Source organism: Stenotrophomonas sp. CS3K5 (genome assembly GCF_059515225.1).
Window position 1 is genome coordinate 215578 of sequence record NZ_JCAKRX010000004.1, and the last position, 22538, is coordinate 238115.

23 protein-coding genes are annotated in these 22538 nt (G+C 67.5%); 7 read left to right on the forward strand and 16 right to left on the reverse strand.

The features are described 5' to 3' along the window. Nucleotides 1–47: 47 nt before the first annotated feature. The 10 genes from AC5YGJ_RS08310 to prmB all read right to left on the reverse strand — a co-directional run bounded on the left by AC5YGJ_RS08310 (nt 48) and on the right by prmB (nt 11086). Nucleotides 48–2066, reverse strand: a complete 2019-nt coding sequence (locus AC5YGJ_RS08310) for a hypothetical protein (RefSeq protein WP_249843324.1) — start codon at nt 2064–2066, stop codon at nt 48–50. Next, entirely contained in the window at nt 2066–2737 is a 672-nt protein-coding gene (locus AC5YGJ_RS08315) for a hypothetical protein (protein WP_496186255.1), read from the reverse strand. Before AC5YGJ_RS08315 ends, AC5YGJ_RS08310 begins: the two co-directional genes overlap by 1 nt. Nucleotides 2738–2903: 166 nt before the next feature. Then, a complete protein-coding gene (locus AC5YGJ_RS08320; protein ID WP_006458876.1) occupies nt 2904–3560 on the reverse strand; it encodes a phosphoribosylanthranilate isomerase in 657 nt (218 codons plus the stop codon). Then, complete coding sequence (gene truA / locus AC5YGJ_RS08325; RefSeq protein WP_249843322.1) at nt 3557–4327, reverse strand: tRNA pseudouridine(38-40) synthase TruA; 771 nt, start codon at nt 4325–4327, stop codon at nt 3557–3559. Before truA ends, AC5YGJ_RS08320 begins: the two co-directional genes overlap by 4 nt. Before the next feature lie 32 nt (nt 4328–4359). Next, on the reverse strand, nt 4360–4722 hold the full coding sequence (locus tag AC5YGJ_RS08330) for a VOC family protein (RefSeq protein ID WP_107231080.1): 363 nt from the start codon (nt 4720–4722) through the stop codon (nt 4360–4362). A 26-nt stretch (nt 4723–4748) separates the two neighbouring features. Then, complete coding sequence (locus AC5YGJ_RS08335) at nt 4749–6770, reverse strand: FimV/HubP family polar landmark protein (RefSeq protein ID WP_496186256.1); 2022 nt, start codon at nt 6768–6770, stop codon at nt 4749–4751. Between the two features lie 138 nt (nt 6771–6908). Then, a complete protein-coding gene (locus tag AC5YGJ_RS08340) occupies nt 6909–7937 on the reverse strand; it encodes an aspartate-semialdehyde dehydrogenase (protein ID WP_249843320.1) in 1029 nt (342 codons plus the stop codon). 89 nt (nt 7938–8026) lie between these two features. Continuing rightward, complete coding sequence (locus AC5YGJ_RS08345; RefSeq protein ID WP_496186257.1) at nt 8027–9064, reverse strand: 2-hydroxyacid dehydrogenase; 1038 nt, start codon at nt 9062–9064, stop codon at nt 8027–8029. Then, nucleotides 9057–10160, reverse strand: coding sequence for a chorismate synthase (gene aroC / locus AC5YGJ_RS08350; protein WP_107231084.1), 1104 nt, complete (start codon nt 10158–10160; stop codon nt 9057–9059). Before aroC ends, AC5YGJ_RS08345 begins: the two co-directional genes overlap by 8 nt. Next, nucleotides 10157–11086 carry a 50S ribosomal protein L3 N(5)-glutamine methyltransferase gene (prmB, locus tag AC5YGJ_RS08355; RefSeq protein ID WP_057495420.1) on the reverse strand — a complete coding sequence of 310 codons (930 nt, stop codon included), beginning with the start codon at nt 11084–11086 and terminating at the stop codon, nt 10157–10159. The genes aroC and prmB overlap by 4 nt, the downstream gene beginning before the upstream one ends. Before the next feature lie 122 nt (nt 11087–11208). Between prmB and AC5YGJ_RS08360 the strand changes: the two genes are divergently transcribed. Both AC5YGJ_RS08360 and asd read left to right on the forward strand, forming a co-directional pair. Further along, nucleotides 11209–11859, forward strand: a complete 651-nt coding sequence (locus tag AC5YGJ_RS08360; protein WP_249843318.1) for an SCO family protein — start codon at nt 11209–11211, stop codon at nt 11857–11859. Further along, nucleotides 11856–12698 (forward strand): archaetidylserine decarboxylase, encoded by an 843-nt coding sequence (asd, locus tag AC5YGJ_RS08365; protein WP_496186258.1) that lies wholly within the window; start codon nt 11856–11858, stop codon nt 12696–12698. The genes AC5YGJ_RS08360 and asd overlap by 4 nt, the downstream gene beginning before the upstream one ends. 100 nt (nt 12699–12798) lie before the next feature. On the opposite strand, the gene AC5YGJ_RS08370 is transcribed toward asd, so the two are convergent. Together AC5YGJ_RS08370 and AC5YGJ_RS08375 are read right to left on the reverse strand one after the other, a co-directional pair. Continuing rightward, the gene (locus tag AC5YGJ_RS08370) at nt 12799–13146 is read right to left on the reverse strand and encodes a ribonuclease E inhibitor RraB (protein WP_249843316.1); all 348 of its coding nucleotides are present in this window, start codon (nt 13144–13146) and stop codon (nt 12799–12801) included. A gap of 23 nt (nt 13147–13169) precedes the next feature. Next, nucleotides 13170–14774, reverse strand: a complete 1605-nt coding sequence (locus AC5YGJ_RS08375; RefSeq protein WP_496186259.1) for a transglycosylase SLT domain-containing protein — start codon at nt 14772–14774, stop codon at nt 13170–13172. A gap of 122 nt (nt 14775–14896) precedes the next feature. On the opposite strand from AC5YGJ_RS08375, the gene AC5YGJ_RS08380 reads away from it, so the two are divergent. Both AC5YGJ_RS08380 and greB read left to right on the forward strand, forming a co-directional pair. Next, on the forward strand, nt 14897–16402 hold the full coding sequence (locus tag AC5YGJ_RS08380) for a helicase HerA-like domain-containing protein (protein ID WP_249843314.1): 1506 nt from the start codon (nt 14897–14899) through the stop codon (nt 16400–16402). A 78-nt stretch (nt 16403–16480) separates the two neighbouring features. After that, nucleotides 16481–16987 (forward strand): transcription elongation factor GreB, encoded by a 507-nt coding sequence (gene greB, locus AC5YGJ_RS08385; RefSeq protein WP_249843313.1) that lies wholly within the window; start codon nt 16481–16483, stop codon nt 16985–16987. An 83-nt stretch (nt 16988–17070) separates the two neighbouring features. Here greB and AC5YGJ_RS08390 read toward each other — a convergent pair whose 3' ends face one another. After that, nucleotides 17071–17895 (reverse strand): DUF3025 domain-containing protein, encoded by an 825-nt coding sequence (locus AC5YGJ_RS08390; protein WP_496186260.1) that lies wholly within the window; start codon nt 17893–17895, stop codon nt 17071–17073. Further along, nucleotides 17892–19253: a 30S ribosomal protein S12 methylthiotransferase RimO gene (gene rimO / locus AC5YGJ_RS08395; protein ID WP_249843311.1), complete on the reverse strand. Its 1362-nt coding sequence runs from the start codon at nt 19251–19253 to the stop codon at nt 17892–17894. The genes AC5YGJ_RS08390 and rimO overlap by 4 nt, the downstream gene beginning before the upstream one ends. A gap of 205 nt (nt 19254–19458) precedes the next feature. Between rimO and AC5YGJ_RS08400 the strand changes: the two genes are divergently transcribed. From AC5YGJ_RS08400 to AC5YGJ_RS08410, 3 genes are read left to right on the forward strand one after another with little or no spacing between them, the layout of a single operon-like run. Beyond that, nucleotides 19459–20130, forward strand: coding sequence for a dienelactone hydrolase family protein (locus AC5YGJ_RS08400; RefSeq protein ID WP_496186261.1), 672 nt, complete (start codon nt 19459–19461; stop codon nt 20128–20130). Beyond that, nucleotides 20127–20549, forward strand: coding sequence for an HIT domain-containing protein (locus tag AC5YGJ_RS08405; protein WP_057495924.1), 423 nt, complete (start codon nt 20127–20129; stop codon nt 20547–20549). Before AC5YGJ_RS08400 ends, AC5YGJ_RS08405 begins: the two co-directional genes overlap by 4 nt. Nucleotides 20550–20564: 15 nt before the next feature. After that, a complete protein-coding gene (locus tag AC5YGJ_RS08410; protein WP_181358735.1) occupies nt 20565–20732 on the forward strand; it encodes a LiaI-LiaF-like domain-containing protein in 168 nt (55 codons plus the stop codon). A 93-nt stretch (nt 20733–20825) separates the two neighbouring features. Here the strand turns inward: AC5YGJ_RS08410 and dcd are convergent, their stop codons facing one another. Both dcd and apbC read right to left on the reverse strand, forming a co-directional pair. Then, nucleotides 20826–21398: a dCTP deaminase gene (gene dcd, locus AC5YGJ_RS08415; RefSeq protein WP_012511735.1), complete on the reverse strand. Its 573-nt coding sequence runs from the start codon at nt 21396–21398 to the stop codon at nt 20826–20828. 77 nt (nt 21399–21475) lie between these two features. Then, entirely contained in the window at nt 21476–22330 is an 855-nt protein-coding gene (gene apbC, locus AC5YGJ_RS08420) for an iron-sulfur cluster carrier protein ApbC (protein WP_107231096.1), read from the reverse strand. Nucleotides 22331–22538 lie beyond the last annotated feature (208 nt).

The window sequence follows — 22538 nt, forward strand, 5'->3', positions numbered from 1 at the left end:
CGGCCGGCGCGGGCGGGCGGTGGTCAAAGCGGCCACCGCCCGATGCATCAACGGGCGCTGTCGAGCACGGTAGCCGACACCGTCGGCACCGTTTCGGCGTCCTCGGCGATCTGCCGCGGTGCCGGCTCGGCCACGGCCACGCCCAGGTAGCGCTGCATCAGCTCCTGCACGATCGGGCTCTTGCCGGCGAAGCCTTCGATCGACTTGCCCAGTGACACCGCCTTGACCAGGTTCTCGAACATGCCGCCGTCGCCGCCGACCAGATCGATGTCGGCGTTGCGCAGTGCGCTGGCGATGACGTTGGCGTTCTCGCGCGACACTTCCTTGCCCGCCTCGATCGAGGCCAGCGCCTGCTTCAGGCTGTTGTCCAGCATCATGCGGAACTCTTCGTGGCCACGCGCCTGGTCGCTCAGCGAAGCGATCGCCTCGAACTTGCGCACCAGGCCCTCGGCCTCGGCCAGCAGCTTCTTCTGTACCACACCGGCCTCGGCGTTGCCCAGCGATTCGGTGGCCGTGGCACGCGCCAGGCCCATCTTTTCTTCGCCCTGGGCCTGCGCCTGCAGCGTCTCGGCCAGCACACGGGCCTCGTTGCTGCCCTGCTTCAGGCTGGCTTCGGCCTTGGCTTCGATCACGCGCGCCTCGGCAATACCGACCTTCTCGATGGCCAGTGCCGAGGCCTCGCGCACCTGCGCCTCGGCCAGGCCCGGTGCGGCCTGTTCGGCACGCAGCGCGTCGGCCAGCAGACGCTTGGCTTCGGCCTGCTTGCCGGCCGCTTCGTGCTCGGCCTGGGCCAGCGTGGTCAGTTCCACCGCACGGTGCTTGGACGCGGTTTCGCGCGCCTGCGCCTCCTTCACTTCGCGCACCAGCGATTCCTGCGCCTTGGCTTCGGCTTCCAGGATCAGCACCTGCTTCTGGCGGTCGGCCTCGGAGACCTCGCGCACTTCCTTGATGCGCTCTTCTTCCTGCGCCACGGTCTTGTCAATGGAGATGCGTTCGCGGGTGATGTTGGCTACGTCCATCTTGCCCTGCTCGACCACCTTGTCACGCTCCACGCCCTGCAGCTGCACTTCGCGGTCGGTGGTGACCTGTTCAAGCTGGCGTGCGCGCTCGACGCGCTCGGCCTCGATGGCCACGGCGCGCTGGCGGTTCTGCTCGGCCACTTCCACTTCGCGCAGGCGGTTCTGATCGCGGATCTCGATCAGCTGCTGCGCTTCGATGCGCGCGTTCTCGGACAGCTGGCGCTGTTCCTCCTGCACCTTGGCGGTCTCGGCTTCCTCGCGCGCGCGGATGGTCTCGATCTCACGCTTCTGGCGCGCTTCGGCCTCGGCCTGCTGGCGCTCCAGCGCCAGCAGCGCTTCACGTGCCTCCACGTTCTTCTTGGTGATGGCGAGCTTCTCGTTCTGCTCCAGCTCGTTGGTCACTACGTTCTGCGCAGCGGTCAGCTCGGTGATCTTGCGGATGCCCTGCGCGTCGAGGATGTTGAACTGGTCCAGCAGCGACTTCGGCGTCTGTTCCAGGTAGTCGATGGCCACGTCTTCGAGCACATAGCCGTTCAGATCGTTGCCGATCACCGCGATGATCTCGTCGCGGAATTCCTGGCGCTTCTCGAACAGTTCGGTGAAGTCGAACTTCTTGCCGACCGTCTTCAGCGCCTCGGAGAACTTGGCGTTGAACAGTTCGTCCACGGCATGCTTGTCGGAAGCGCGGTCGGCGCCGATGGCCTTGGCCACGCGCAGCACGTCGGCCTGGGTCTCATTGACCCGCAGGTAGAAGGCCACGGCGATGTCAGCCCGCATGTTGTCGCGGCAGATCAGCCCTTCCTTGCCGCGGCGGTCGATCTGCAGGGTGATCAGGCTGATCCGCATCAGCTCGGCGCGGTACAGCACCGGGATGATCAGTGCGCCGGTGAAGTGCACCTTCGGCGTGGAACTCATGTCGTTGACGATCAGGGCCACGCCCTGGTCGACCTTGCGGTAGAAGGCCTTGAACAGCCCGGCCAGGCCGAGCAGACCGACCAGCAGGACGGCCACGCCGATCAGGAAGGGGGCCATGGTTGCCAACGTCATCAGTGATTCTCCTTGTTGCCCGGAAGCAGGTTGTCCTGGAAATCGAGGGCGACCGCGTCGGCGCGGACCACCCGGTAGTAGTGCTGTTCGGCCACGTGCTCGACCAGCACGATGCGCTCGCCACGCTGCAGTTCGATGTCGCTGCGAACCTGCAGGACCAGCCCGGCGCCACCGTCGTCGACCGTGGCGTGGCCGCTGCGCGCGTCCACCTTCGGCGAAGCGACCTCGCCGATACGCCCCAGCAGCGAGGTCTGGGCCACCGGCCGCAGGCGCAGCAGGAACCGACGGATCGGGCGCAGCAGCAGTGCCGTCACCGGTATCGCCGGCAGTGGAGCGAGCACGGCCACGAGCGCGCCGAACCCCCAGCGCAGCAGGTCCGGCAGTGGCAACAGTACGAACAGATGGATGAAGTAGGTTAAGGCCCAGCCGAAGAATCCCAGCAGGGTGACCACGACCATGACCGGCACGCCGCCCAGGCCGAAGCGCTGCAGCAGGGCCGACAGGCCGCTGAGATCGTTGCCGCCGTCCAGTGCGCCGTCGGCGCCGAGGTCGCCGAATCCGTCATCCACCAGGCCAAACGCAGCAAGCCCCCAATAGACCAGCGCTACCGCCAGCACGATGCTGTACGGCAGGGTCGGGAAACCAAACACCACGGTGAGGAATTCCTGCATCGCTTGCCTTCCTGGGCTGAGGGCGGCGTCCGCCCATTCGGGACGCGCAGAACGCGCCCCGTCGATCCTCGCGCCCGCCTTTATGGCAGGCGCAGGAGACCATCCTATGTGAAGAATGCGTGCAGGCTCAAATCCGGCGGCAGCTCACGACAAATAGTGACGTCAATCACTCCAGAACCGTGCAGTCCGCGCGGCGCACTTCCTCCACGAAGGTGCGCATCTTGTAGCCATCCTTGATGCCCGGTTCCAGCTCGATGCCGCTGGAGACGTCCACGCCCCACGGCAGCGTGGCCAGCACGGCATCGTAGACGTTGTCGGGGTTCAGCCCGCCGGCCAGCAGGAACGGCCGGTGCAGCCCGGTCGGGATGCGGCCCCAGTCGAAGGCCACGCCGGTGCCGCCACCGCCGCCCGGGGCGTGGCTGTCGAACAGGAAACCGGCCGCGCTGGGATAGCGCAGCTGCAGGGTGCGCGCGTTGACCTCCTCGCGCCCGCCCATGGCAATGGCCTTCAGGTAGGGCATGTTGAAGCTGCGGCAGAAGCTCTCGTCTTCCTCGCCATGGAACTGCAGCAGGGTCGGCCGCACCGTGCGCAGCACCTCGCGTACCTCTTCCTTGCTGTTGTTGCGGAACAGGGCCACCACATCGACCATCGGCGCGATCGCCTGGCGCATCGCGCGCGCCTCGGCCGGGGCGACCCGGCGGCTGCTTTCACGGGCGAAGATGAAACCCACCGCGTCCACGCCCAGCTCACCGGCCAGGCGGACGTCGCCGGCACGGGTCATGCCACAGAACTTGATGCGCGTACGGTAGTAGGAGCGGCTCATAGCGTGACCTCGGCGGGCAGATGCCAGTTGTCGGGGTACAGAGGCCCAAGGAACACCAGGCCCTGTGGCGGTGCGGTGGGACCGGCTACGGTACGGTCGCGCCCGGCCAGCAGTTCGGCGATCCAGTCCACCGGTTTCTCGCCGCTGCCCACCAGGATCAACGAACCGACGATATTGCGGACCATGTGATGAAGGAATGCATTGCCCTGCACAGCCACCTCGATCACCTCGCCGTGGCGGCTGACCTGCAGCGACTGCAGCTCGCGGCGCGCGTGCAGCGCCTGGCACTGCACGGAGCGGAACGCGCTGAAGTCGTTCTCGCCAAGCAGGGCCTGGCCGGCGGCGTGCATCAGGGTTTCGTCCAGCGCCCGGCGCTCCCAGCTCAGGGTCTGCCGATCCAGCGCCGGCCGCACCTCGCGGTTGAGCAGGCGGTAGCGGTAGCGCCGCGCACGCGCCGAGAAGCGGGCGTGGAAATCGTCGGCCACCGGCACGCACCAGCGCACCGCGATCGAACGCGGCAGGCGGGTGGTGGTGCCCAGCATCCAGGCACGTGGATCACGCACCACCCCGGTATCGAAATGCACGACCTGGCATTGGCCGTGCACACCGGCATCGGTGCGACCGGCGCAGACCACCTGCACCGGCGCATCGGCCACCGAAGACAGGGCCTGTTCGAGGCTGGCCTGCACGCTGGGGCCACCTTCTCCCAGGTTCTGCCACCCCCTGAAATCGCTGCCGTCGTATTCGACGCCGAGCGCGTAACGCATGTGCTACCTCGATGTTGCAGATGGGACGGCGCTCAGGCCGGATCGCGTTCCGACCAGACCGCCAGTTCGTTGCCACCGGGCTCGACGAACTGGAAGCGGCTGCCCCCCGGGAAGGAAAACACCGCGCGCACGATCTCGCCGCCGGCGGCGCTCACTGCGGCCTGCACCGGCAGCAGCTGGTCGGCGTACAGCACCAGCAGCGGCGCGCCGCTTTCACTGGCCTGCGCAGGCTGGCCGCGGAAGAACCCGCCCTGCAGGCGGCCATCGTCGAAGGCGGTGTAGTCGCTGCCATAGTCGACGAACGACCAGCCGAACACCTTCTCGAAGAAGGCACGGCTGGCCGCCGGATCGCGGGAGGCGAATTCAACGTAGTCGATGCGGCGCTCGCGGCTCATGGCAGGGTCCTTGTTGGCGGAATCGGTCACGGCAGACGGGCCAGCAGTTCGCGGGCCTGGTTCTGGCAGTGCAGGTCGCCGCCTTCGGCCACTTCCTGCAGCAGCATGCGGGCGGTCTGCGCATCGCCCAGGTCGAGATAGGCGATGGCCAGCTCCAGCCGCTCCTGGCCGGCGCGTGGCGACCAGCCGGCATCACTGCCCGGTACGGCGACGTCTTCGTGCGCGGCCCCGGCCGGCAGCTCATCCAACGCCGTGCTGGAATGCGCGTTGTCCTGCGCCTCGGCCGGCAGATCGAACACGCCGCGGAACTGCGGCTGCTGTTCGGCCTGCAGCGCGTAATCCGGTACCGCCACCTCAACGGGGGCCGCTGGCGCGTCCGGTTCATCCAGCACGGATGCAACCGGCACCCCGTCGTCCTGTGCGGCCACGGGCTCGTCCCAGCGTGGCAGATCGGTCACCGCCGCAGGCAGTTCCACCACCTCGTCATCGCGCAGCGTCTGCGCCTGCCATTCGGCCGGAGCAGCGGTGCCGGCGACCGGTTCGCCGCCCACCTCGTCCTGCACCTCGGCCTCGGTCGCCCAGGCCGGCATCGCCGGCTCGTGGCGGCCTCCGTCGGCCGCCGCCGACGACCAGGAGGACTGCTCGGCCAGCGTATCCAGCGCCGCACCGGCCGGTACCGCTGCGGCCAGACCGGCGGCATCGTCTTCTTCGCGCAGCGGCGGCAGCGGCGACGGCTTGCGACGGCGCAGCAGCCAGGCCGCGGCGGCCGCCAGCAGCAGTACCGGCAGGCCCAGCCAGTACCACGGGGCGGCCGCGTCGCGCGATTCCGGAGCCTGTGCCAACCGCTGCTGTGCGGCGGCCAGGTCGTTGTCCTTCATCGCGATCAGCGATTGCTGCTGTTCCTTCAGTTTTTCCAGATCGGCCACACGCTGCTTCAGCTCACCAATCTCGGCATCGCGGGTGGCGATGTCCTCGCGAGCCTGGCGCAGTTGTTCGTTGCCCAGCATGTCACCCTCGCTGCCGGCACCAGTGCCGGTGGTTGTGCCCGCGTGCGCGGCGTCGGAGGCCAGCGCCGGGGCGATTTCAAGTCGTGCCCCGTTGGCCGCAGCCGGGGAGGAAGCGCCTGCTGCGGCTGCCTTGGCAACCGGTGCGACGGTGCCGGCGGGCTGCGGCACGGTACGTGCCTGGCGCCACTGCGCGGTGTGCTCGCGCACCAGCGCGGCGGCCTCGCCTGCGTCGATCGCGGCCACTGCATCGGTACCCGGCATGCGCAGCACCGCGCCCTGCTTGAGCAGATTCACGTTGCCGCGGATGAAAGCTTCCGGATTGGCACGCAGCAGCGCGATCATCGCGCGATCGCGGCTGACCTGGCTGCCGCGCGCGACCGTGGCGGCGATCTGCGACAGCGTCTGGCCGCGCTGCACGGTGAGGCTGCCATCGGCCGCAATCGATGCCGATGCCGGTGCCGATGCCGATGCCGATGCCGATGCCGAGCGCGATGCTACCGGCCCCGCCGCTGCACGGGCCGGTTCGGCCTGGGTAGCCGGCGTGGGGGCTGGCTCACGGGCGATGGTGTTGGACAGGGTCCCTGCCGGGGCAACAATCTCCGGTTCGGCAACGGCCAGCGCACTGGCCGGCGCGTCAACCAGCGCCGAATACTCGCGCACCAGCCGGCCCTGGCCCCAGTCGGCCTCGATCAGGAAACTCAACGACGGGGTCTCGACCGGCGCCTGCGAAGTCACCCGCACCACCGCCCTGCCCTGCGCATTGCGGGTCAGCTCGAACTGCAGCTCGCTGACCAGCCCGCTGGGCCGCTGCAGGCCGACACGTTCGAAGGTGACCGGCGAGGCCAGCGCCACGCGCAGGTTCTCCAGCTCGGAGGGGTCGGCCGAGACCACCGGGATCTCGGCCAGCAATGGCTGGCCGGGCTTGGACAGGACACGGATGTCGCCCAGACCGAGGGCGAGCGCCGAACTGCTGGCCAGGGCCAGCAGCGCAGCGGAAAGATAGGTGAGCGGACGCTTCGCGCCCTTGGCCCGTTTATTCATGGGCGACACTATAAAGCGTGCGGACCGGGGTCCGCACCCACCGATGGCGAGCCTTCGGTACTGCCGGCCGCTGGCCGGCAGCACCACATGCCCATCATTGAAGGCAATGCCGGCCAGCGGCCGGCACTACCGCAGTGATCAGCGCGCTTCGGCGGCGACCAGCTCGGCCAGCTGCACTGCGTTCAACGCTGCACCCTTGCGCACATTGTCCGACACGATCCACAGGTTCAGGCCGCGCGGGTGCGACAGGTCCTCACGGATACGGCCAACGTACACCGCGTCGGTGCCCGAGGCATGGGTGACCGGGGTCGGGTAACCACCGGCTTCGTGGCGATCCACCACTTCGATGCCCGGCGACTGCTCCAGCAGCGCGCGCGCCTCGGCCACGGTGACCTTGTCACGGGTCTCGATCGCCACCGACTCGGAATGACCGTAGAACACCGGCACGCGCACGGCGGTCGGGTTCACCAGGATGCTGTCGTCGCCGAGGATCTTGCGGGTTTCCCACACCAGCTTCATCTCTTCCTTGGTGAAGCCGTTGTCCTGGAAGTCGTCGATGTGCGGGATGAGGTTGAAGGCGATCTGCACCGGGAAGCGCTGCGGATCGATCTCCTGGAAGCTCAACAGCTGGCCGGTCTGCTTGCCCAGTTCCTCCAGCGCCGAACGGCCGCCGCCGGACACCGACTGGTAGGTGGAGACGTTGATGCGCTCGATGCCGTACTTGCGGTGCAGCGGCGCCAGCGCCACCAGCATCTGCATGGTTGAGCAGTTGGGGTTGGCGATGATGCCGCGCGGGCGGTTGCCGATCTGGTCCGGGTTGACCTCGGACACCACCAGCGGCACGTCATCGTCGTAACGGAAGGCCGAGGAATTGTCGATCACCACCGCACCGGCGGCGGCGAACTTCGGCGCGTACTCCTTGGACACGCTGCCACCGGCCGAGAACAGGGCGATCTGGACACCACTCGGATCGAACGTAGCCAGGTCCTGGATCTTGATCTTCTGGCCGTTGAACTCGACTTCGCCACCGGCCGAACGCTCCGAAGCGAGCAGGCTCAGGGTGCCGACCGGGAAATCACGTTCGGCCAGGATGGCCAGCATGGTCTCGCCGACCGCACCGGTGGCGCCGACGATGGCGACGTGGAAACTGCGCTGTGCATTGCTCATGGGGGAACTCTCACGAAAACGGGAATGGGAAAATCGTGCACGACAGCTGGGTTCGGGGAACCTCCTCAAGCGGGACGCGCGGAGGTTCCCTATCGTTTGCCGGTTTTTTTGCCCAGGGTCACGCGCGCAGCCAGGGCCGCGTCCGCGTTGATCGCGCTCGGCATATGCGCCGCGTCACCGGCCAGACCGAGGCCGGCCAGCAGGTTGTCCACGGCCAGCTGCACCATCGCCGTACGCGTGGCCAGCGAGGCGCTGCCGATATGCGGGGTCAGCACCACGTTGCGCAGCGCCAGCAGTTCCGGGCGCACCGCCGGTTCGCCCTCGTAGACGTCCAGACCGGCGGCGGCCAGACGGCCGTTGGCCAGCGCATCGGCCAGCGCCAGCTCGTCAACGATGCCACCGCGGGCGATGTTCACCAGGGTGGCCGAGGGCTTCATCTTCGCCAGCGCCGCCGCATCGATGATGTGATGCGAGGCCGGGGTGTACGGCAGCACGGTAAGCAGGTGGTCGGACTGTGCCAGCAGCGTGTCCAGGTCCACGTAGGATGCGCCGAGCGCGGCCTCGGTCTCGGCCGGCAGGCGCGAACGGTTGTGGTACAGCACCTTCATGCCGAAACCGTGGGCACCACGGCGGGCGACGCCCTGGCCGATGCGGCCCATGCCGAGAATGCCCAGCGTGCTGCCGTGGATGTCGGCGCCGAGCATGGTCTGGAACGACCACTGCTGCCACTGCCCTTGGCGCAGCCAGCGCTCGGATTCGGTGATGCGGCGCGCAGTGGCCATCAGCAGCGCGAAACCAAGATCGGCCGTGGTCTCGGTCAACACGTCCGGCGTGTTGCTGGCAAGGATGCCGGCGGCGCTCAGCGCATCGACATCCAGATTGTTATAGCCGACGCCGACATTGGCGATCACCTGCAGCTGCGCAGCGTCGGCCACCTGGGCCGCACCGATGCGCTCGTTGAGGGTGATGATCGCGCCATCGGCGCCGGCCAGCTGTTCGGCGATCTGCGCAGGCGACCAGGCGGTAACGGTGTCGGTGACGCGCAGCTGCACGCGATCGCGCAGCGGCGCGATGGCCGCGTCGATCAGCGGCTGGCTCACCCACACCGTCGGCCGCGTGTCAGCCATCGATGCGCCCGGGAATGCGCGGGGTGATCGTGCCGACATCGCCGCACTGCGCGCGATGGCGCAGCGCCTGATCCATCAGCACCAGCGCCATCATCGCCTCGGCAATGGGGGTGGCGCGGATGCCGACGCAGGGGTCGTGACGGCCGGTGGTGACCACCTCGACCACGTTGCCGGCGGTATCCAGCGATGGGCCCGGCAGGCGCAGGCTGGAGGTCGGCTTCAGGACGATCGAGGCGACCACCGGCTGGCCGGTGGAAATGCCGCCGAGGATGCCGCCGGCATGATTGCTGGCAAAGCCCTGAGGAGTCAGCAGATCACGGTGCTCGGTGCCCTTCTGCGCAGCGCTGGCAAAGCCATCGCCGATCTCCACGCCCTTCACTGCATTGATGCTCATCAGCGCGGCGGCGAGGTCGCCATCGAGCTTGCCGTAGATCGGTTCGCCCCAGCCCGGCGGCACGTTGTCGGCCACCACGTCCACGCGCGCACCGACCGAGTCACCGGACTTGCGCAGCGCATCCATGTACGCCTCCAGCTGCGGCACCTGTTCGGCGTGCGGCCAGAAGAACGGGTTGTCTTCCACCGCCGACCAGTCGAAACCGGCCGGACGGATCTCGCCCAGCTGTGACAGGTAGCCGCGCACGGTGACGCCGAAGCGTTCTGCCAGCCACTTCTTGGCGACCACGCCGGCGGCCACGCGCATGGTGGTTTCGCGCGCCGAAGAGCGGCCACCACCGCGCGGATCGCGGATGCCGTACTTGTGCCAGTAGCTGTAGTCGGCATGACCCGGACGGAACTGCTGGCCGATGTTGGCGTAGTCCTTGCTGCGCTGGTCGGTGTTGCGGATCAGCAGCGCGATCGGGGTGCCAGTGGTCAGCCCCTCGTACACACCGGACAGGATCTCGACCTCGTCGGCCTCGCGCCGCGCCGAGGTGTGCCGGCTCTTGCCGGTGGCACGACGCTGCAGGTCGTGGGCGAATTCGGCCGCGTCCAGCGCCAGCCCCGGCGGGCAGCCATCGATCACGCAGCCGATGGCCGGCCCGTGCGACTCGCCGAACGTGGTGACGGTGAACAGCTTGCCGAACGAATTGGAGCTCACGGGCGCTGCGCCGCCAGTTCAGTGATGCGCGCGCTGTGCGCGATCAGCTCGCGGCACTCCACTGCGAAGATACCCATCTGGCCGACCTTGAATTCGATCCAGGAGAAGTCGACTTCCGGCAGCAGCTTGATCAGGTGCTGTTCGGACTCGCCCACTTCGCAGATCAGCAGGCCGTCTTCGCTCAGGTGCAGCGGGGCGTCGCGCAGGATCTTCAACACCAGGTCCAGGCCGTCATCACCGGCACGCAGGCCCATTTCCGGCTCGTAGGAGTATTCCTGCGGCAGGGCATCGGTCTCGTCGTTGGTGACGTAGGGTGGGTTGGTGACGATCAGCTCGTAGTGGCGACCGGTCAGACCGCTGAACAGGTCGGACTTGATCAGGCTGACGTTGTGCGCCTGCAGGCGCTCCTTGTTCTCTTCGGCCAGCGACAGCGCGTCATCACTCAGGTCCACGCCGTCCACTTCCCAGTTCGGGTAGTAGTGGCCCATGGCGATGGCGATGCAGCCCGAGCCGGTGCAAAGGTCCAGCGCGCGGTGCACATCGCGGCCGGCCAGCCACGGCTCGAAGCCGCACTCGATCAGCTCGGCGATCGGCGAGCGCGGCACCAGGGCGCGCGCATCGCTCTTGAAGCTGAGGCCGGCAAACCAGGCCTCGCCGGTCAGGTAGGCTGCCGGAATGCGCTCGTCGATGCGGCGCTGGAACAGCTCCAGCACGCGCAGCTTCTCGGCCTGCAGCAGGCGCGCCTGGCCGTAGGCCGGGCCGAGGTCGTGCGGCAGGTGCAGGCTGTGCAGCACCAGCTGGGTGGCCTCGTCCAGGGCGTTGTCGTAGCTGTGCCCGAAGGTCAGCCCGGCTTCATTGAAACGGCTGGTGCCGTAGCGGATCAGATCGATGATCGTGTGGAGTTCGGCGGCCGTTTCAGCGGTCATGGCGGTACTGCGGGCAAAGTGGCCCCCGATTATAGGGGCTGGCGTCGGCGCCGGCATCCGTTGCTGAGGAAACGATCAGGCCGCAGCCGGTATAGTGGAGCCCATTTCGCGCGGGGGACCCCATGTTCAATCGCAACGCCGGCATCATCCTGCTGATCGCCTTGGCGGCAGGCCTGGGCCTGCTGGCCGCCCAGCAGGTGTTCGCGCCGAAGCCGCCGGCCAACGCCCCGGCCACCGAAGCGATCACGCTGTACCCGCAGCCGCGTGCACTGCCCGACTTCAACCTGGCCCAGTCCGACGGCACGCGCCTGATTCCGGGCGAACTGAAGGGCCATTGGACCCTGGTGTTCCTGGGCTTCACCTTCTGCCCGGACGTCTGCCCGACCACCCTGGCCGAACTGGCCAGCGCGCAGAACCAGTGGGAAGCCCTGCCCGACACGCTGCGCCCGCGCGTGCTGTTCATCTCGGTCGACCCGGACCGCGACAGCGCCACCCGCCTGGGCGAGTACGTGCACGGCTTCCACAAGGACACCCTGGCCGCCACCGCCGACATTCCTTCGCTGGAGCGCTTTGCCACCTCGCTGGGCTTCGTGTTCCAGAAGGTGCCGGGCAAGCACTTCGACGAGAACCCCGAGGATTACACCGTCGAGCATTCGGCCAGCCTGGCCGTGCTCGACCCGCAGGGCCGCCTGGCCGGCCTGGTACGCCCCCCGTTCAACGCGCCGGCGATCGCCCGCGACCTGCAGAAGCTGACCGAGAAAACCGCCCCATGAGCCTCACCACCGCCCTGACGTATGCCCTGCCCCATCGCCTGCTGTCCTCGATGGCGCGCTCGCTGGCGTACTCGGACGATCCGCGCGTGTCGCGCTGGCTGATCGACACGGTCACCCGCAAGTTCAACGTCAACCTGGACGAAGCGGCCAACCCGGACCCGCGCAGCTACGCCACGTTCAACCAGTTCTTCACCCGTGCACTGAAGCCGGGCGCGCGGATGGCCGATGCCGATCCGCGCAGCCTGGTGATGCCGGCCGACGGCCGCATCAGCCAGCTGGGGAAGATCGAGGCCGGCCGCATTTTCCAGGCCAAAGGCCAATCGTTCACCGCCGCCGAGCTGCTGGGCAGCGATGAGGACGCCAAGCCGTACAACGACGGCCTGTACGCCACGGTGTACCTGTCGCCACGCGACTACCACCGCGTGCACATGCCGTGGACCGGCACCCTGCGCGAAACCGTGCACGTTCCCGGCCGCCTGTTCAGCGTCGGTCCGGCGGCAGTGAACGGCGTGCCCCGCCTGTTCGCGCGCAACGAACGCCTGGTCTGCCACTTCGATACCAGCTTCGGCCCGATGGTGAGCGTGATGGTGGGGGCGCTGCTGGTGTCGGGCGTGGAAACGGTCTGGAGTGGCGAGGAGATTCCCGCTTACGGCGACCGCATCACCCGCAAGGATTACCGCGGCCGGGGCATCGTGCTGGAGCGCTTCGGCGAGATGGCGCGCTTCAACTACGGCTCGACGGTGATCGTGCTGCTGCCGCCGGGCGTTGCCGAGTTCGCCCCGCAATTGGGCGCCGAAAGCCCGGTGCAGCTGGGTCAGGCGCTGGCCAGGCTGCGCTGACCTGGCTCTTGCCGGGGCACGGAATGCCGGCCAGCGGCCGGCACTACCGGGTTCGTAGACACTGAATGCCGGCCAGCGGCCGGCACTACCGGTACGTGCGTTATTGCAGAGCCGGGGCCGGGCCGACGTCCATGCCGTCGTAGTCCTCTACGCCATGTTCGGCGGCCAGCGCCGCGAATTCCTGGTTGCGGCGGTCCAGCGAGGCCTCGTCGTGGATCTCCACGCGCTCCACATGCAGCACATGGAACGGCGCGTCACCTTCTTCCGGTTCCTGCTCGAACAGGTCGACGAAGCTGTAGCCCTGGGCCTGCAGATGCTCGGCCAGGGCCTGCAGCGGCGCTGCGCTGGAGTGGACGAAGAAGTACCCCCACAGCAATGGGCCGTTGATATCCCAGTCGGTGTTTTCGCGGAGGTTGGCAAACAGGTTGCGGGTGGCTTCAAGGTCCATGCGGGTTCCAGAGGTCGGGGGAATTACTTGTCACAGCCCTGCAGCTTCAGCGTCTGGCCGTGGCGCAGGCTGTAGGCCGGCGCCTTGAGGCCATTGGCGCGGGCCAGGGTCGGCACGTCGCACTGGAACCTGGCGGCGATGGCGCCCAGGGTCTCGCCCCTGCCCACCTTGTGGCTGCGCACCGGCTTCGGGCGTGCGGCCGGGCGCGGCGTCGCCACCGTGGCCACCGGTGTGGTCGGCACGCTGGTCGACGCTGCGGCATCGGCCACCGGCACCACGCCGCCCACCGCCACGCTGCCGGTGTAGCTGGCCGCAGTCGGGCGCACGATCGCCGCGTTCAGATCGGCGGTGATCAGGGTCCGCGCCAGATCGGCGCGCGGGCCGCTGACACAGTTGCGCTGGTACAGGCCGGCGATGCGGGTGGTGGCGTTGATCAGCGTGCCGGCCGGAATCCAGCCGTCGGCCTCATAACGCGGGTTGAGGTTGCGCAGTGCGCGCATGTAGCCATCGCGGGTGCCGTGGCTGCCCAGGCAGATGGTCAGTTCGTAGATGGTGGTGGACTTGGCCAGGCGCAGCGTGGCCGGCTGCGCACTGATCTTCGGGAACTCCACGCCGTACTGCTGCGGGTGCAGGAAGATCCAGGCTGCGGCGATCACCATCGGCACATAGTCCTTGGTCTCGCCCGGGAACTGGTTGTAGACGCTGTCGGTCCAGAAGCTCTGGCCACCGCTCTGCTTGAACACGCGCGCGGCACGGCCTTCGCCACCGTTGTAGGCGGCCACCGACATTTCCACATTGTTGTTCAGTTCGCGCAGGCGCTCGTTGAGGTAGCTGGCGCTGGCCTCGGCGGCGCTGCGTGCATCAAAGCGCGTGTCAAAGCCGGTACCGTCCGGGCCCAGGCCGAAACGGCGACCGGTGGCCGGCATGAACTGCATCAGGCCCGCCGCGCCGGCGCGCGAAGACGCGTGCACGCGGCCGTTGGATTCCTTGGCCATGATGCCGAACAGCAGCGCTTCGGGCAGGCCGCGCTTTTCCCATTCCGGCCACATCACCGCGCGCAGGTTCTGGTAGTTCTCGTAGCTGGTCAGCAGCGCCGGGCGCATGTCGGTCAGCCAGCGGCGGATGCCAGCCTGCACCGCCGGGTTGTATTCGACCATGGTGTCGAAGGTGTGCCGCTTGTCGTTCAACAGCGCTGCGGCGCGGGCCGCCTCGGGCACGTCGGCGGTGAGCGGGCCGATATGGTCGGGGTCGGCTTCCAGGCGGTCACCGCCCTCGTCGGCCACGTCATCGCCGGCTGCAGCGTCGGCATCGTGCTTGAGCAGGCGCTTGTAGCTGGCCAGCAGGGTGCCCATCTGGCAGCCCTTCTGCTTCACGCAGTCGTTGAGGACGTCTTCCATGTCCTCCAGCGCGGCGTCGGCCTCGTTGCTGCCCTTGGGGTCGGCGTTGGCGACCCGCAGCAGGGCGTCGCTGTAGCGCTTCTCGGCGGCAGCCATGCGCTGCTGCAGCGCATCCACCTTGACCTTGTCCCGGGCCGAAACCCGCTGTGCATGGGCGTCGGGTGCCAGGGAAACCAGGCCGGCCAGGGCCAGCAGCGGCCAACCACGGGAAATCAGGACAGGAACGGGCATTGATGGCACTGTGTGCGAAACAGGCAGGCAGAGTAGCGGCGCCGCCAAGGTCCGGGCAAGCGGACCTTCGGACCGTCACCGCCGGCGGTTAACATTGGGCTATTCACCACAAGGGCTGGACCATGGATCCGATTCTGCTCGGCAAAGGCATCACCGACGATGTGGCCGTCACCCTGCTGCCGAAACTCGGCAACCGTCACGGCCTGGTGGCCGGCGCCACCGGTACCGGCAAGACGGTGACCCTGATGACCTTGGCCGAGGGCTTCTCGCGGCTGGGCGTGCCGGTGTTCCTGGCCGATGTGAAGGGTGATGTGTCGGGCCTGGCCGTGCCGGGTACCGGCGCCGAGAACCTGCTCAAGCGCGCCGCCGAGATCGGCGTGGCCGACTATGCGCCGGCCGCGAGCCCGGCCATCTTCTGGGACCTGTACGGCAAGCTCGGCCACCCGGTGCGCACCACCGTGAGCGAAATGGGGCCGACCCTGCTTTCGCGCATCCTGGAACTGAATGACACCCAGGCCGGCGTGCTCGACATCGTATTCAAGCTGGCCGACGACCGTGGACTGCTGCTGCTGGACATGGACGACCTGCGCGCCCTGCTCGGCCTGGTCGCCGAGGAGCGCAAGGACATCTCCACCGAATACGGGCTGGTCAGCGCGCAGTCGATCGCGGCGATCCAGCGCGCGGTGCTGCGCCTGGCCCAGGAGGGTGGCGAGAATTTCTTCGGCGAGCCGGCGCTGGAACTGGCCGACATCATGCGGGTCAACCACGATGGCCGCGGCGTGATCGGCATCCTCGCCGCCGACCAGCTGGTGCTCAAGCCCAAGCTGTATTCGACCTTCCTGCTGTGGCTGCTGTCGGAACTGTTCGAACAGCTGCCGGAAGTGGGCGACCTGGACAAGCCGAAGCTGGTCTTCATCTTTGACGAGGCCCACCTGCTGTTCGACGACGCGCCAGCGTCGCTGGTGCAGCGCATCGAGCAGGTAGTGCGGCTGATCCGCTCCAAGGGCGTGGGCGTGTACTTCTGCTCGCAGTTCCCCGACGACGTGCCCGGCAACATTCTTGGCCAGCTCGGTAATCGGGTGCAGCATGCATTGCGTGCCTTCACGCCGCGCGACCAGAAGGCGGTGAAGACCGCCGCCGAGACCTTCGTGCCGAATCCGAAACTGGATGTGGCCAAGGTGCTGAGCCAGCTCGGCACCGGCGAGGCTCTGGTCTCCACGCTGCAGGACAAGGGCGTGCCGATGCCGGTGCAGCAGACGATGATCGCACCACCGCGCTGCCGGATGGGACCGGTCACCGAGGCCGAACGTGCGCAGGTACGCGCCGGCAGCCCGGTCGGCAGCCGCTACGACACCGCGATCAACCGCGAATCGGCCGCCGAACTGCTGGCCCAGCGCGCACAGAAGACGGTCGAGCAGGCGCAGGCCCCGGCCGCCCGCAGCCGCGAGCAGGACGATGCGCAGGAGGGTGGATTCGGCCAGTCGATCAAGGATGCGATCTTCGGCACCAAGCGCCGCCAGGGCATGATCGAGACCATGGCCAAGCAGACCACGCGTACCGTCGGCACCAAGCTGGGCAACCAGATCGTGCGCGGCATCCTCGGCGGCATTTTCGGCGGCAAGCGCTGAGATCGCTTCATGAGGTCAGAGCCCTTTCCGTGGGAAGGGCTCTGACCTCATCGTTCCCCTGAAAAGAAGTCTTACCGCATGTCCCGTTGGCGCCCGCCTGCAGAGAAAAGCACCGCCCTGATCACCGCCTCCGGGCATGCACGCCTGAAGGCCGAGCTGGATGAGCTCTGGCGCGTGCGTCGCCCGGAAGTGGTCAAGGCGCTGGCCGCCGCTGCCGCGGAAGGCGATCGTTCCGAGAACGCCGAATACACCTATCGCAAGAAGCAGCTGGGCGAGATCGACCGCCGCGTGCGCTACCTGACCAAACGGCTGGAATCGCTGCGCGTGGTCGATACCACGCCGACCGACCCGCAAGCGGTGTTCTTCGGCGCATGGGTGGAGCTGGAGAACATGGACAGCGGTGACACCACGCGCTACCGCATTGTCGGCCCGGACGAGACCGACGCGGGGCTGGGCTGGATCAGCATCGATTCGCCGTTGGCGCGGGCGCTGCTGAAAAAGCGCCTGGATGACGAGTTCTCGGTGGAGCTGCCCGGCGGGCAGTTCACCTTCGCGGTGATCGGCGTGGAATACGAGCCGTTGTAGAGTCGGGCTCGCTCGACTGCGTCACCGTTGTAGAGCCGAGCCCACACTCGGCTGCACCTGCCGCCATTCGAGCAAGCTCGACGCTACAAAGGCGGCGGGTAATGGCGCTCTGCGCGCAGCGGGCGGAAGTAATCGGTGTTGGCATAGAAGGCGGCATCCTGCCCCTCGTGCCAGCCCGGGATGCCGGCCAGCGGCAGCGGTCGCAGCTGCAACGGATCGGTCAGCACCCGGCCCTCGCAGATGGCCGCAGCAACTTCGGCGATACAGGCATCGTCGTCGTCGCCCTGCACCACCACGCATTTGCCGACCAACAGGCGGCCCGGCAGCAACGCCTGCTCCATCAGCGCATGACCGAACACCGCCGCAACGGCCACAACGCCGGTGCGCCAGTGCATCGGTTCAAACAGCGTCGGCCAGTCGTGCGCATCCCATGCCGCCAGCCCCCGATCATCGCACACCCGCACGATCACCCCGCTTTCGTCGAACTGGGTCAACGCGGCCTGGGCGCGATTTCGCTGGCCCGCCGGCATGGCCTCGATATGCAGGCACTGCTGCACATTGAGTACATGCTTGAGCTGCCGATGGCGTGCCCACGCCAGCGCATTGAACAGGTCATGCCAGTTGTCGGCGCGGGTGGCAATGCATCCCTGTGCGATGCGCGCCTCATAGTGCAGGCCGTCGGCCAGCAACGCGGCGCCCTGTTCAACCAGGCGCTTGCCGGGCACGGCCAGGCGTGCATCAAGCGCCGCGATGGAGGGCCATGCCGTGCCGTCCAGCAGGTCACGGAAGTCCTGCACGCCGGCAAACAGCGGGTGCGCGAACACCCGTGGATCGACCGCCGCACGTGGCGGCGGTACGAAGCGCCGAGGACCGCCGCCGTCGCCGGTGGCGGTCGGCGCAGTGGTCACAGCACCTTGAGGTCGAACGCCGGACGCGCGGCGGCGGCCAGTGCGTCGCCGTACAGGTCGTGCTCGTCGCTCTCGGTAATTTCCACATCGACGAACTCACCCACCCGCAGCGGAACCTGATCGGCGTTCTGGATATGCACCAGACCGTCGATCTCCGGCGCATCGGCCTTGGAGCGGGCCACCGCGATGTCACCCTCGATGGCATCGACCAGGCACTGCTGCACGGTGCCGACCTTGGCTTCCAGGCGCGCGGCGGAAATCTGCGCCTGCTTTTCCATGAAGCGGGCCAGGCGTTCCTGCTTCACCGCTTCCGGCACGGCATCGGGCAGGTCGTTGGCAGTGGCACCTTCGACCGGCGAGTAGGCAAACGCACCGACGCGGTCCAGCTGCGCTTCGTCGAGGAACGACAGCAGCTCTTCGAACTCGGCCTCGGTCTCGCCGGGGAAGCCGACGATGAAGGTCGAACGCACGGTGATGTCCGGCGCGATGCGGCGCCAGTTCTGCACGCGCTCGAGGGTTTTCTCCACCGCGCCGGGGCGCTTCATCAGGCGCAGGATGCGCGGGCTGGCGTGCTGGAACGGGATATCCAGGTACGGCAGGATGCGATTCTCGGCCATCAGCGGCACCACCTCATCCACATGCGGGTACGGGTAGACGTAGTGCATGCGCACCCACGCATCCAGCTCGGACAGGCCTTCGCACAGTGCCTTCAGGCGGGTCTGGTAGGCCTTGTTGCGCCACATCTTCTCGGCGTACTTCACGTCCACGCCATAGGCCGAGGTGTCCTGGGAGACCACCAGCAGCTCACGCACGCCGCCGCGCACCAGGCGCTCGGCTTCACGCAGCACCTCATCGACCGGGCGCGAGACCAGCTTGCCGCGCATCGACGGGATGATGCAGAAACTGCACTTGTGGTTGCAGCCTTCGGAAATCTTCAGGTAGGCGTAGTGACGCGGGGTCAGCTTGATGCCGTAGTCGGGCACAAGGTCCACGAACGGATCGTGCTTGGGCGGCAGCGCTTCGTGCACCGCTTCCATCACGCTCTGGTAATCCTGCGGGCCGGACACCGCCAGCACGTTCGGGTACGCCTCGCGGATCTGCTCCGGGCGCTTGCCCAGGCAGCCGGTGACGATCACCTTGCCGTTCTGGTTCATCGCCTCGCCGATGGCGTCCAGCGACTCGGTCACCGCCGAATCGATGAAGCCGCAGGTGTTGACCACCACCACGTCGGCCGAATCGTAGGACGGGACGATGTCATAGCCCTCCGAGCGGAGCTGGGTAAGGATGCGCTCGGAATCGACAAGGGCCTTCGGGCAGCCAAGGCTGACGAAGCCGACTTTGGGGTTCAGCTGGGACATGGAATCGCGGAACTCTGGGGGCCTGGGCCCCTGCCGGCATGGCAGGGGGTCCTGGGGGCCGGGGCCTGAAAGGGCGCCAGTATACCGGGGTTGGTGGCCGCGCCCTGAATCGCCAGCCGCCCGATGCTGCACAGCCGCTGACGCCACGCTAACCCGCGCACCATCGACAATGCAGCCCTGTCCCCTGCAACCGAGGTAGATGACGATGGCCGAGTGGATCACCCTGGATACGCACCATGGCCCGGTGCGGGCCTGGCAGGCCCTGCCGGAGGGCACGCCGCGCGGCGGCCTGGTGGTGGTGCAGGAAATCTTCGGCGCCAACCCGCATATCCGCGGCGTGGCCGAGCGTTTTGCTGCCGAAGGCTACGCGGTGCTCGCCCCCTCGTTCTTCGACCTGGTCGATGGCGCCGATGCCGATCCGGACGCCCTGCCCTATGACGCCGACGGCGTGAAACAGGGCCTGGAACGGGTGGCAGCGCTGGGCATGGAGAAGGCACTGGAAGTGGTCCGCGCAGCAGCCACCCGGCTGGCCCCGTACGGCAAGGTCGGCACCGTCGGCTATTGCTGGGGTGGCACGGTGGCGATGCTGTCGGCACTGCGCCTGGGCCTGCCCTCGGCCAGTTACTACGGCGCGCGCAATGTCCAGTTCCTCGATGAGACGCCGAAGGCGCCGGTGATCTTCCACTTCGGCGCGCAGGACAGGAGCATCCCGCCGGAGGCCATCCAGGCCCACCGCGAAAAGCTGCCGCAGATGGGCACCTACGTCTATCCGGCCGACCATGCCTTCAACCGGGAGGTCGGACATGCGTATGATCCAGACAGCGCCGCCCTGGCGCTGCAACGCACCCTGGACTTCTTCTCGGAGCATCTTGGATGAGCGAATTCGAACTCGATTCACGCCTGGCCACCGATAGCGTGCTGGTGGCCGAAGGACCGTTGTCGCAAGTGCGGCTGATGAACGACGAACGATTCCCCTGGCTGGTGCTGGTACCGCGCCTGGCGGGGGTGACCGAGTGGATCGAGCTGGACGGCGAGCAGCAGGACAAGCTGCGCACCGAGCTCAACCGCGCCTGCAAGGCCCTGAAGGGCGCCGATGGGGTGGAGAAGATCAACATCGGTGCGCTGGGCAACATCGTGCGCCAGCTGCATTTCCATGTGATCGGCCGTCACGACGGCGATCCGGCCTGGCCAGGCCCGGTCTGGGGCAGCGGCCCGGCGCATCGCTACGAGCCGGCCGCGCTTGACCAGCATGTCGCCTACTGGAAGGAACGGCTAGGATATCAGGCCCAGTCCTGAGCCCTTGCCGACCCGATGCGATTCAACCTCGTTGCCGCCATCCTGCTGATCCTGATCGGACTGTTCATGCTCGCCAGCAATCTGGGCTGGACGCACCTGAACCTGTCCCGGCTGCTGATGACCTGGTGGCCGGTGGCCCTGGTGGGTGTCGGCATCGCGATGCTGTTCGGTCGCGGCAAATAAGGAAGGCGGCGCATTGCGCCGCCTTCGTTCATGTAGAGCCGGGCCATGCTCGGCTGCCCTGCCAGGAAGCCGAGCATGGCTCGGCACAACCGCTCAGGTCCGCGGCAGGGTGACCCCGGTCTGGCCCTGGTACTTGCCACCGCGGTCACGGTAGGAGGTCTCGCAGACGTCATCGGCAGCGGCCTGGAAGAACAGCATCTGCGCCACGCCTTCGTTGGCATAGATGCGCGCCGGCAGCGGCGTGGTGTTGCTGAACTCCAGGGTGACATGGCCTTCCCATTCCGGCTCCAGCGGCGTCACGTTGACGATGATGCCGCAGCGCGCGTAGGTGCTCTTGCCCAGGCACACCACCAGGGTGTCGCGCGGGATGCGGAAGTATTCGACGGTGCGCGCCAGCGCGAAGCTGTTGGGCGGGATGATGCATTCATCGCCGACGATATCGACGAAGCTGCCCGGGTCGAAATGCTTGGGATCAACGATGGTGGAGTTGATGTTGGTGAACACCTTGAACTCGCGCGAGCAGCGCACGTCGTAGCCGTAGCTGGAGGTGCCGTAGCTGACGATGCGCTCGCCGTTGGCCTGCTTGACCTGCCCGGCCTCGAACGGCTCGATCATGCCGTGCTGTTCGGACATGCGGCGGATCCAACGGTCACTCTTGATGCTCATGCTTTGTCCTGGGGTACGAGGGGGCGCGAGGATTCTAGCAGGGGGCCGGCGCCTGCCGGCGGCCCCTGCCCGGGCACCTACAGCAGCGAGGACAGGATCGGGATCGAGGCCCGCGGACGCTTGCCGACTTCCTCGACCAGCCGCTGCGCGGCGTGGCGGTAGGCCTGGGCCGGGACCGAATCCGGCTGCGCGACGGTGATCGGGGTGCCCGCATCGCCCTGCTCGCGGATCCCGATCTGCAGCGGCAGCGAGCCCAGCAGCGGCACGCCGTACTGGGCGGCCATGCGCTCGCCACCGCCCTCGCCGAACAGGTGTTCGACATGCCCGCAGCTGCTGCAGGTGTGTACCGCCATGTTCTCGACGATACCCAGCACCGGCACCTCGACCTTCTCGAACATCTTCAGCGCCTTCTTCGCATCCAGCGTGGCGATGTCCTGCGGCGTGGTGACGATCACCGCCCCGGCCAGCGGAATCTTCTGGGTCAGGGTCAGCTGGATGTCACCGGTACCCGGCGGCAGGTCGATCAGCAGGAAATCCAGGTCGTCCCACAGGGTGTCGTTGAACAGCTGGGTCATCGCCGAGGTGGCCATCGGCCCGCGCCAGATCATCGGCGTGTCTTCCTCGATCAGGTAGCCGATGGACATGGTGTCCACGCCGAATGCGCGCAGCGGCTCGATGCTCTTGTTGTCCGGGCTTTCCGGGCGGCCGGACAGGCCCAGCATGGCCGGCACGCTGGGGCCGTAGATATCGGCGTCGAGCACGCCGACGCGGGCCCCCAGCTGCTGCAGCGCCACGGCCAGATTGACCGCCGTGGTGGATTTGCCGACGCCGCCCTTGCCCGAGCCCACCGCGATGACGTTGCGGATGCGGGCATGCGGCGTCAGTCCCTTCTGGACCTGGCTGGCATGGGGACGGCGGGGAGAACTGTTCACAACGGGCACCGGCGGGATCGGAAGGAGTAACCCCGCATCATACAAGCTGGATGCAACCTGACTGAAATTCAGGATTGCGACAGATTCGTCCACGGATTGTTAAGTTCATGTTACGTTCGCCGCGCACTGTTTCCAGGCCTCGGGGCTGTTTGTCCAGCCCGCGCGACGGCGTATGCGCAGTGCCGTTTTTGTTTTTGCTCTTATTGGA

Coding starts and splice junctions, on each gene's coding strand:
- AC5YGJ_RS08345 (WP_496186257.1), bottom strand. CDS start 9,064: ATGGCTGACACGCGGCCGACGGTGTGGGTGAGCCAGCCGCTGATCGAC.
- AC5YGJ_RS08330 (WP_107231080.1), bottom strand. CDS start 4,722: ATGAGCCGCGAGCGCCGCATCGACTACGTTGAATTCGCCTCCCGCGAT.
- rimO (WP_249843311.1), bottom strand. CDS start 19,253: ATGTCCCAGCTGAACCCCAAAGTCGGCTTCGTCAGCCTTGGCTGCCCG.
- AC5YGJ_RS08360 (WP_249843318.1), top strand. CDS start 11,209: ATGTTCAATCGCAACGCCGGCATCATCCTGCTGATCGCCTTGGCGGCA.
- AC5YGJ_RS08335 (WP_496186256.1), bottom strand. CDS start 6,770: ATGAATAAACGGGCCAAGGGCGCGAAGCGTCCGCTCACCTATCTTTCC.
- AC5YGJ_RS08340 (WP_249843320.1), bottom strand. CDS start 7,937: ATGAGCAATGCACAGCGCAGTTTCCACGTCGCCATCGTCGGCGCCACC.
- truA (WP_249843322.1), bottom strand. CDS start 4,327: ATGCGTTACGCGCTCGGCGTCGAATACGACGGCAGCGATTTCAGGGGG.
- dcd (WP_012511735.1), bottom strand. CDS start 21,398: ATGAGCATCAAGAGTGACCGTTGGATCCGCCGCATGTCCGAACAGCAC.
- AC5YGJ_RS08315 (WP_496186255.1), bottom strand. CDS start 2,737: ATGCAGGAATTCCTCACCGTGGTGTTTGGTTTCCCGACCCTGCCGTAC.
- greB (WP_249843313.1), top strand. CDS start 16,481: ATGTCCCGTTGGCGCCCGCCTGCAGAGAAAAGCACCGCCCTGATCACC.
- AC5YGJ_RS08320 (WP_006458876.1), bottom strand. CDS start 3,560: ATGAGCCGCTCCTACTACCGTACGCGCATCAAGTTCTGTGGCATGACC.
- AC5YGJ_RS08370 (WP_249843316.1), bottom strand. CDS start 13,146: ATGGACCTTGAAGCCACCCGCAACCTGTTTGCCAACCTCCGCGAAAAC.
- AC5YGJ_RS08310 (WP_249843324.1), bottom strand. CDS start 2,066: ATGACGTTGGCAACCATGGCCCCCTTCCTGATCGGCGTGGCCGTCCTG.
- AC5YGJ_RS08400 (WP_496186261.1), top strand. CDS start 19,459: ATGGCCGAGTGGATCACCCTGGATACGCACCATGGCCCGGTGCGGGCC.
- AC5YGJ_RS08375 (WP_496186259.1), bottom strand. CDS start 14,774: ATGCCCGTTCCTGTCCTGATTTCCCGTGGTTGGCCGCTGCTGGCCCTG.
- asd (WP_496186258.1), top strand. CDS start 11,856: ATGAGCCTCACCACCGCCCTGACGTATGCCCTGCCCCATCGCCTGCTG.
- AC5YGJ_RS08410 (WP_181358735.1), top strand. CDS start 20,565: ATGCGATTCAACCTCGTTGCCGCCATCCTGCTGATCCTGATCGGACTG.
- prmB (WP_057495420.1), bottom strand. CDS start 11,086: ATGACCGCTGAAACGGCCGCCGAACTCCACACGATCATCGATCTGATC.
- AC5YGJ_RS08380 (WP_249843314.1), top strand. CDS start 14,897: ATGGATCCGATTCTGCTCGGCAAAGGCATCACCGACGATGTGGCCGTC.
- AC5YGJ_RS08405 (WP_057495924.1), top strand. CDS start 20,127: ATGAGCGAATTCGAACTCGATTCACGCCTGGCCACCGATAGCGTGCTG.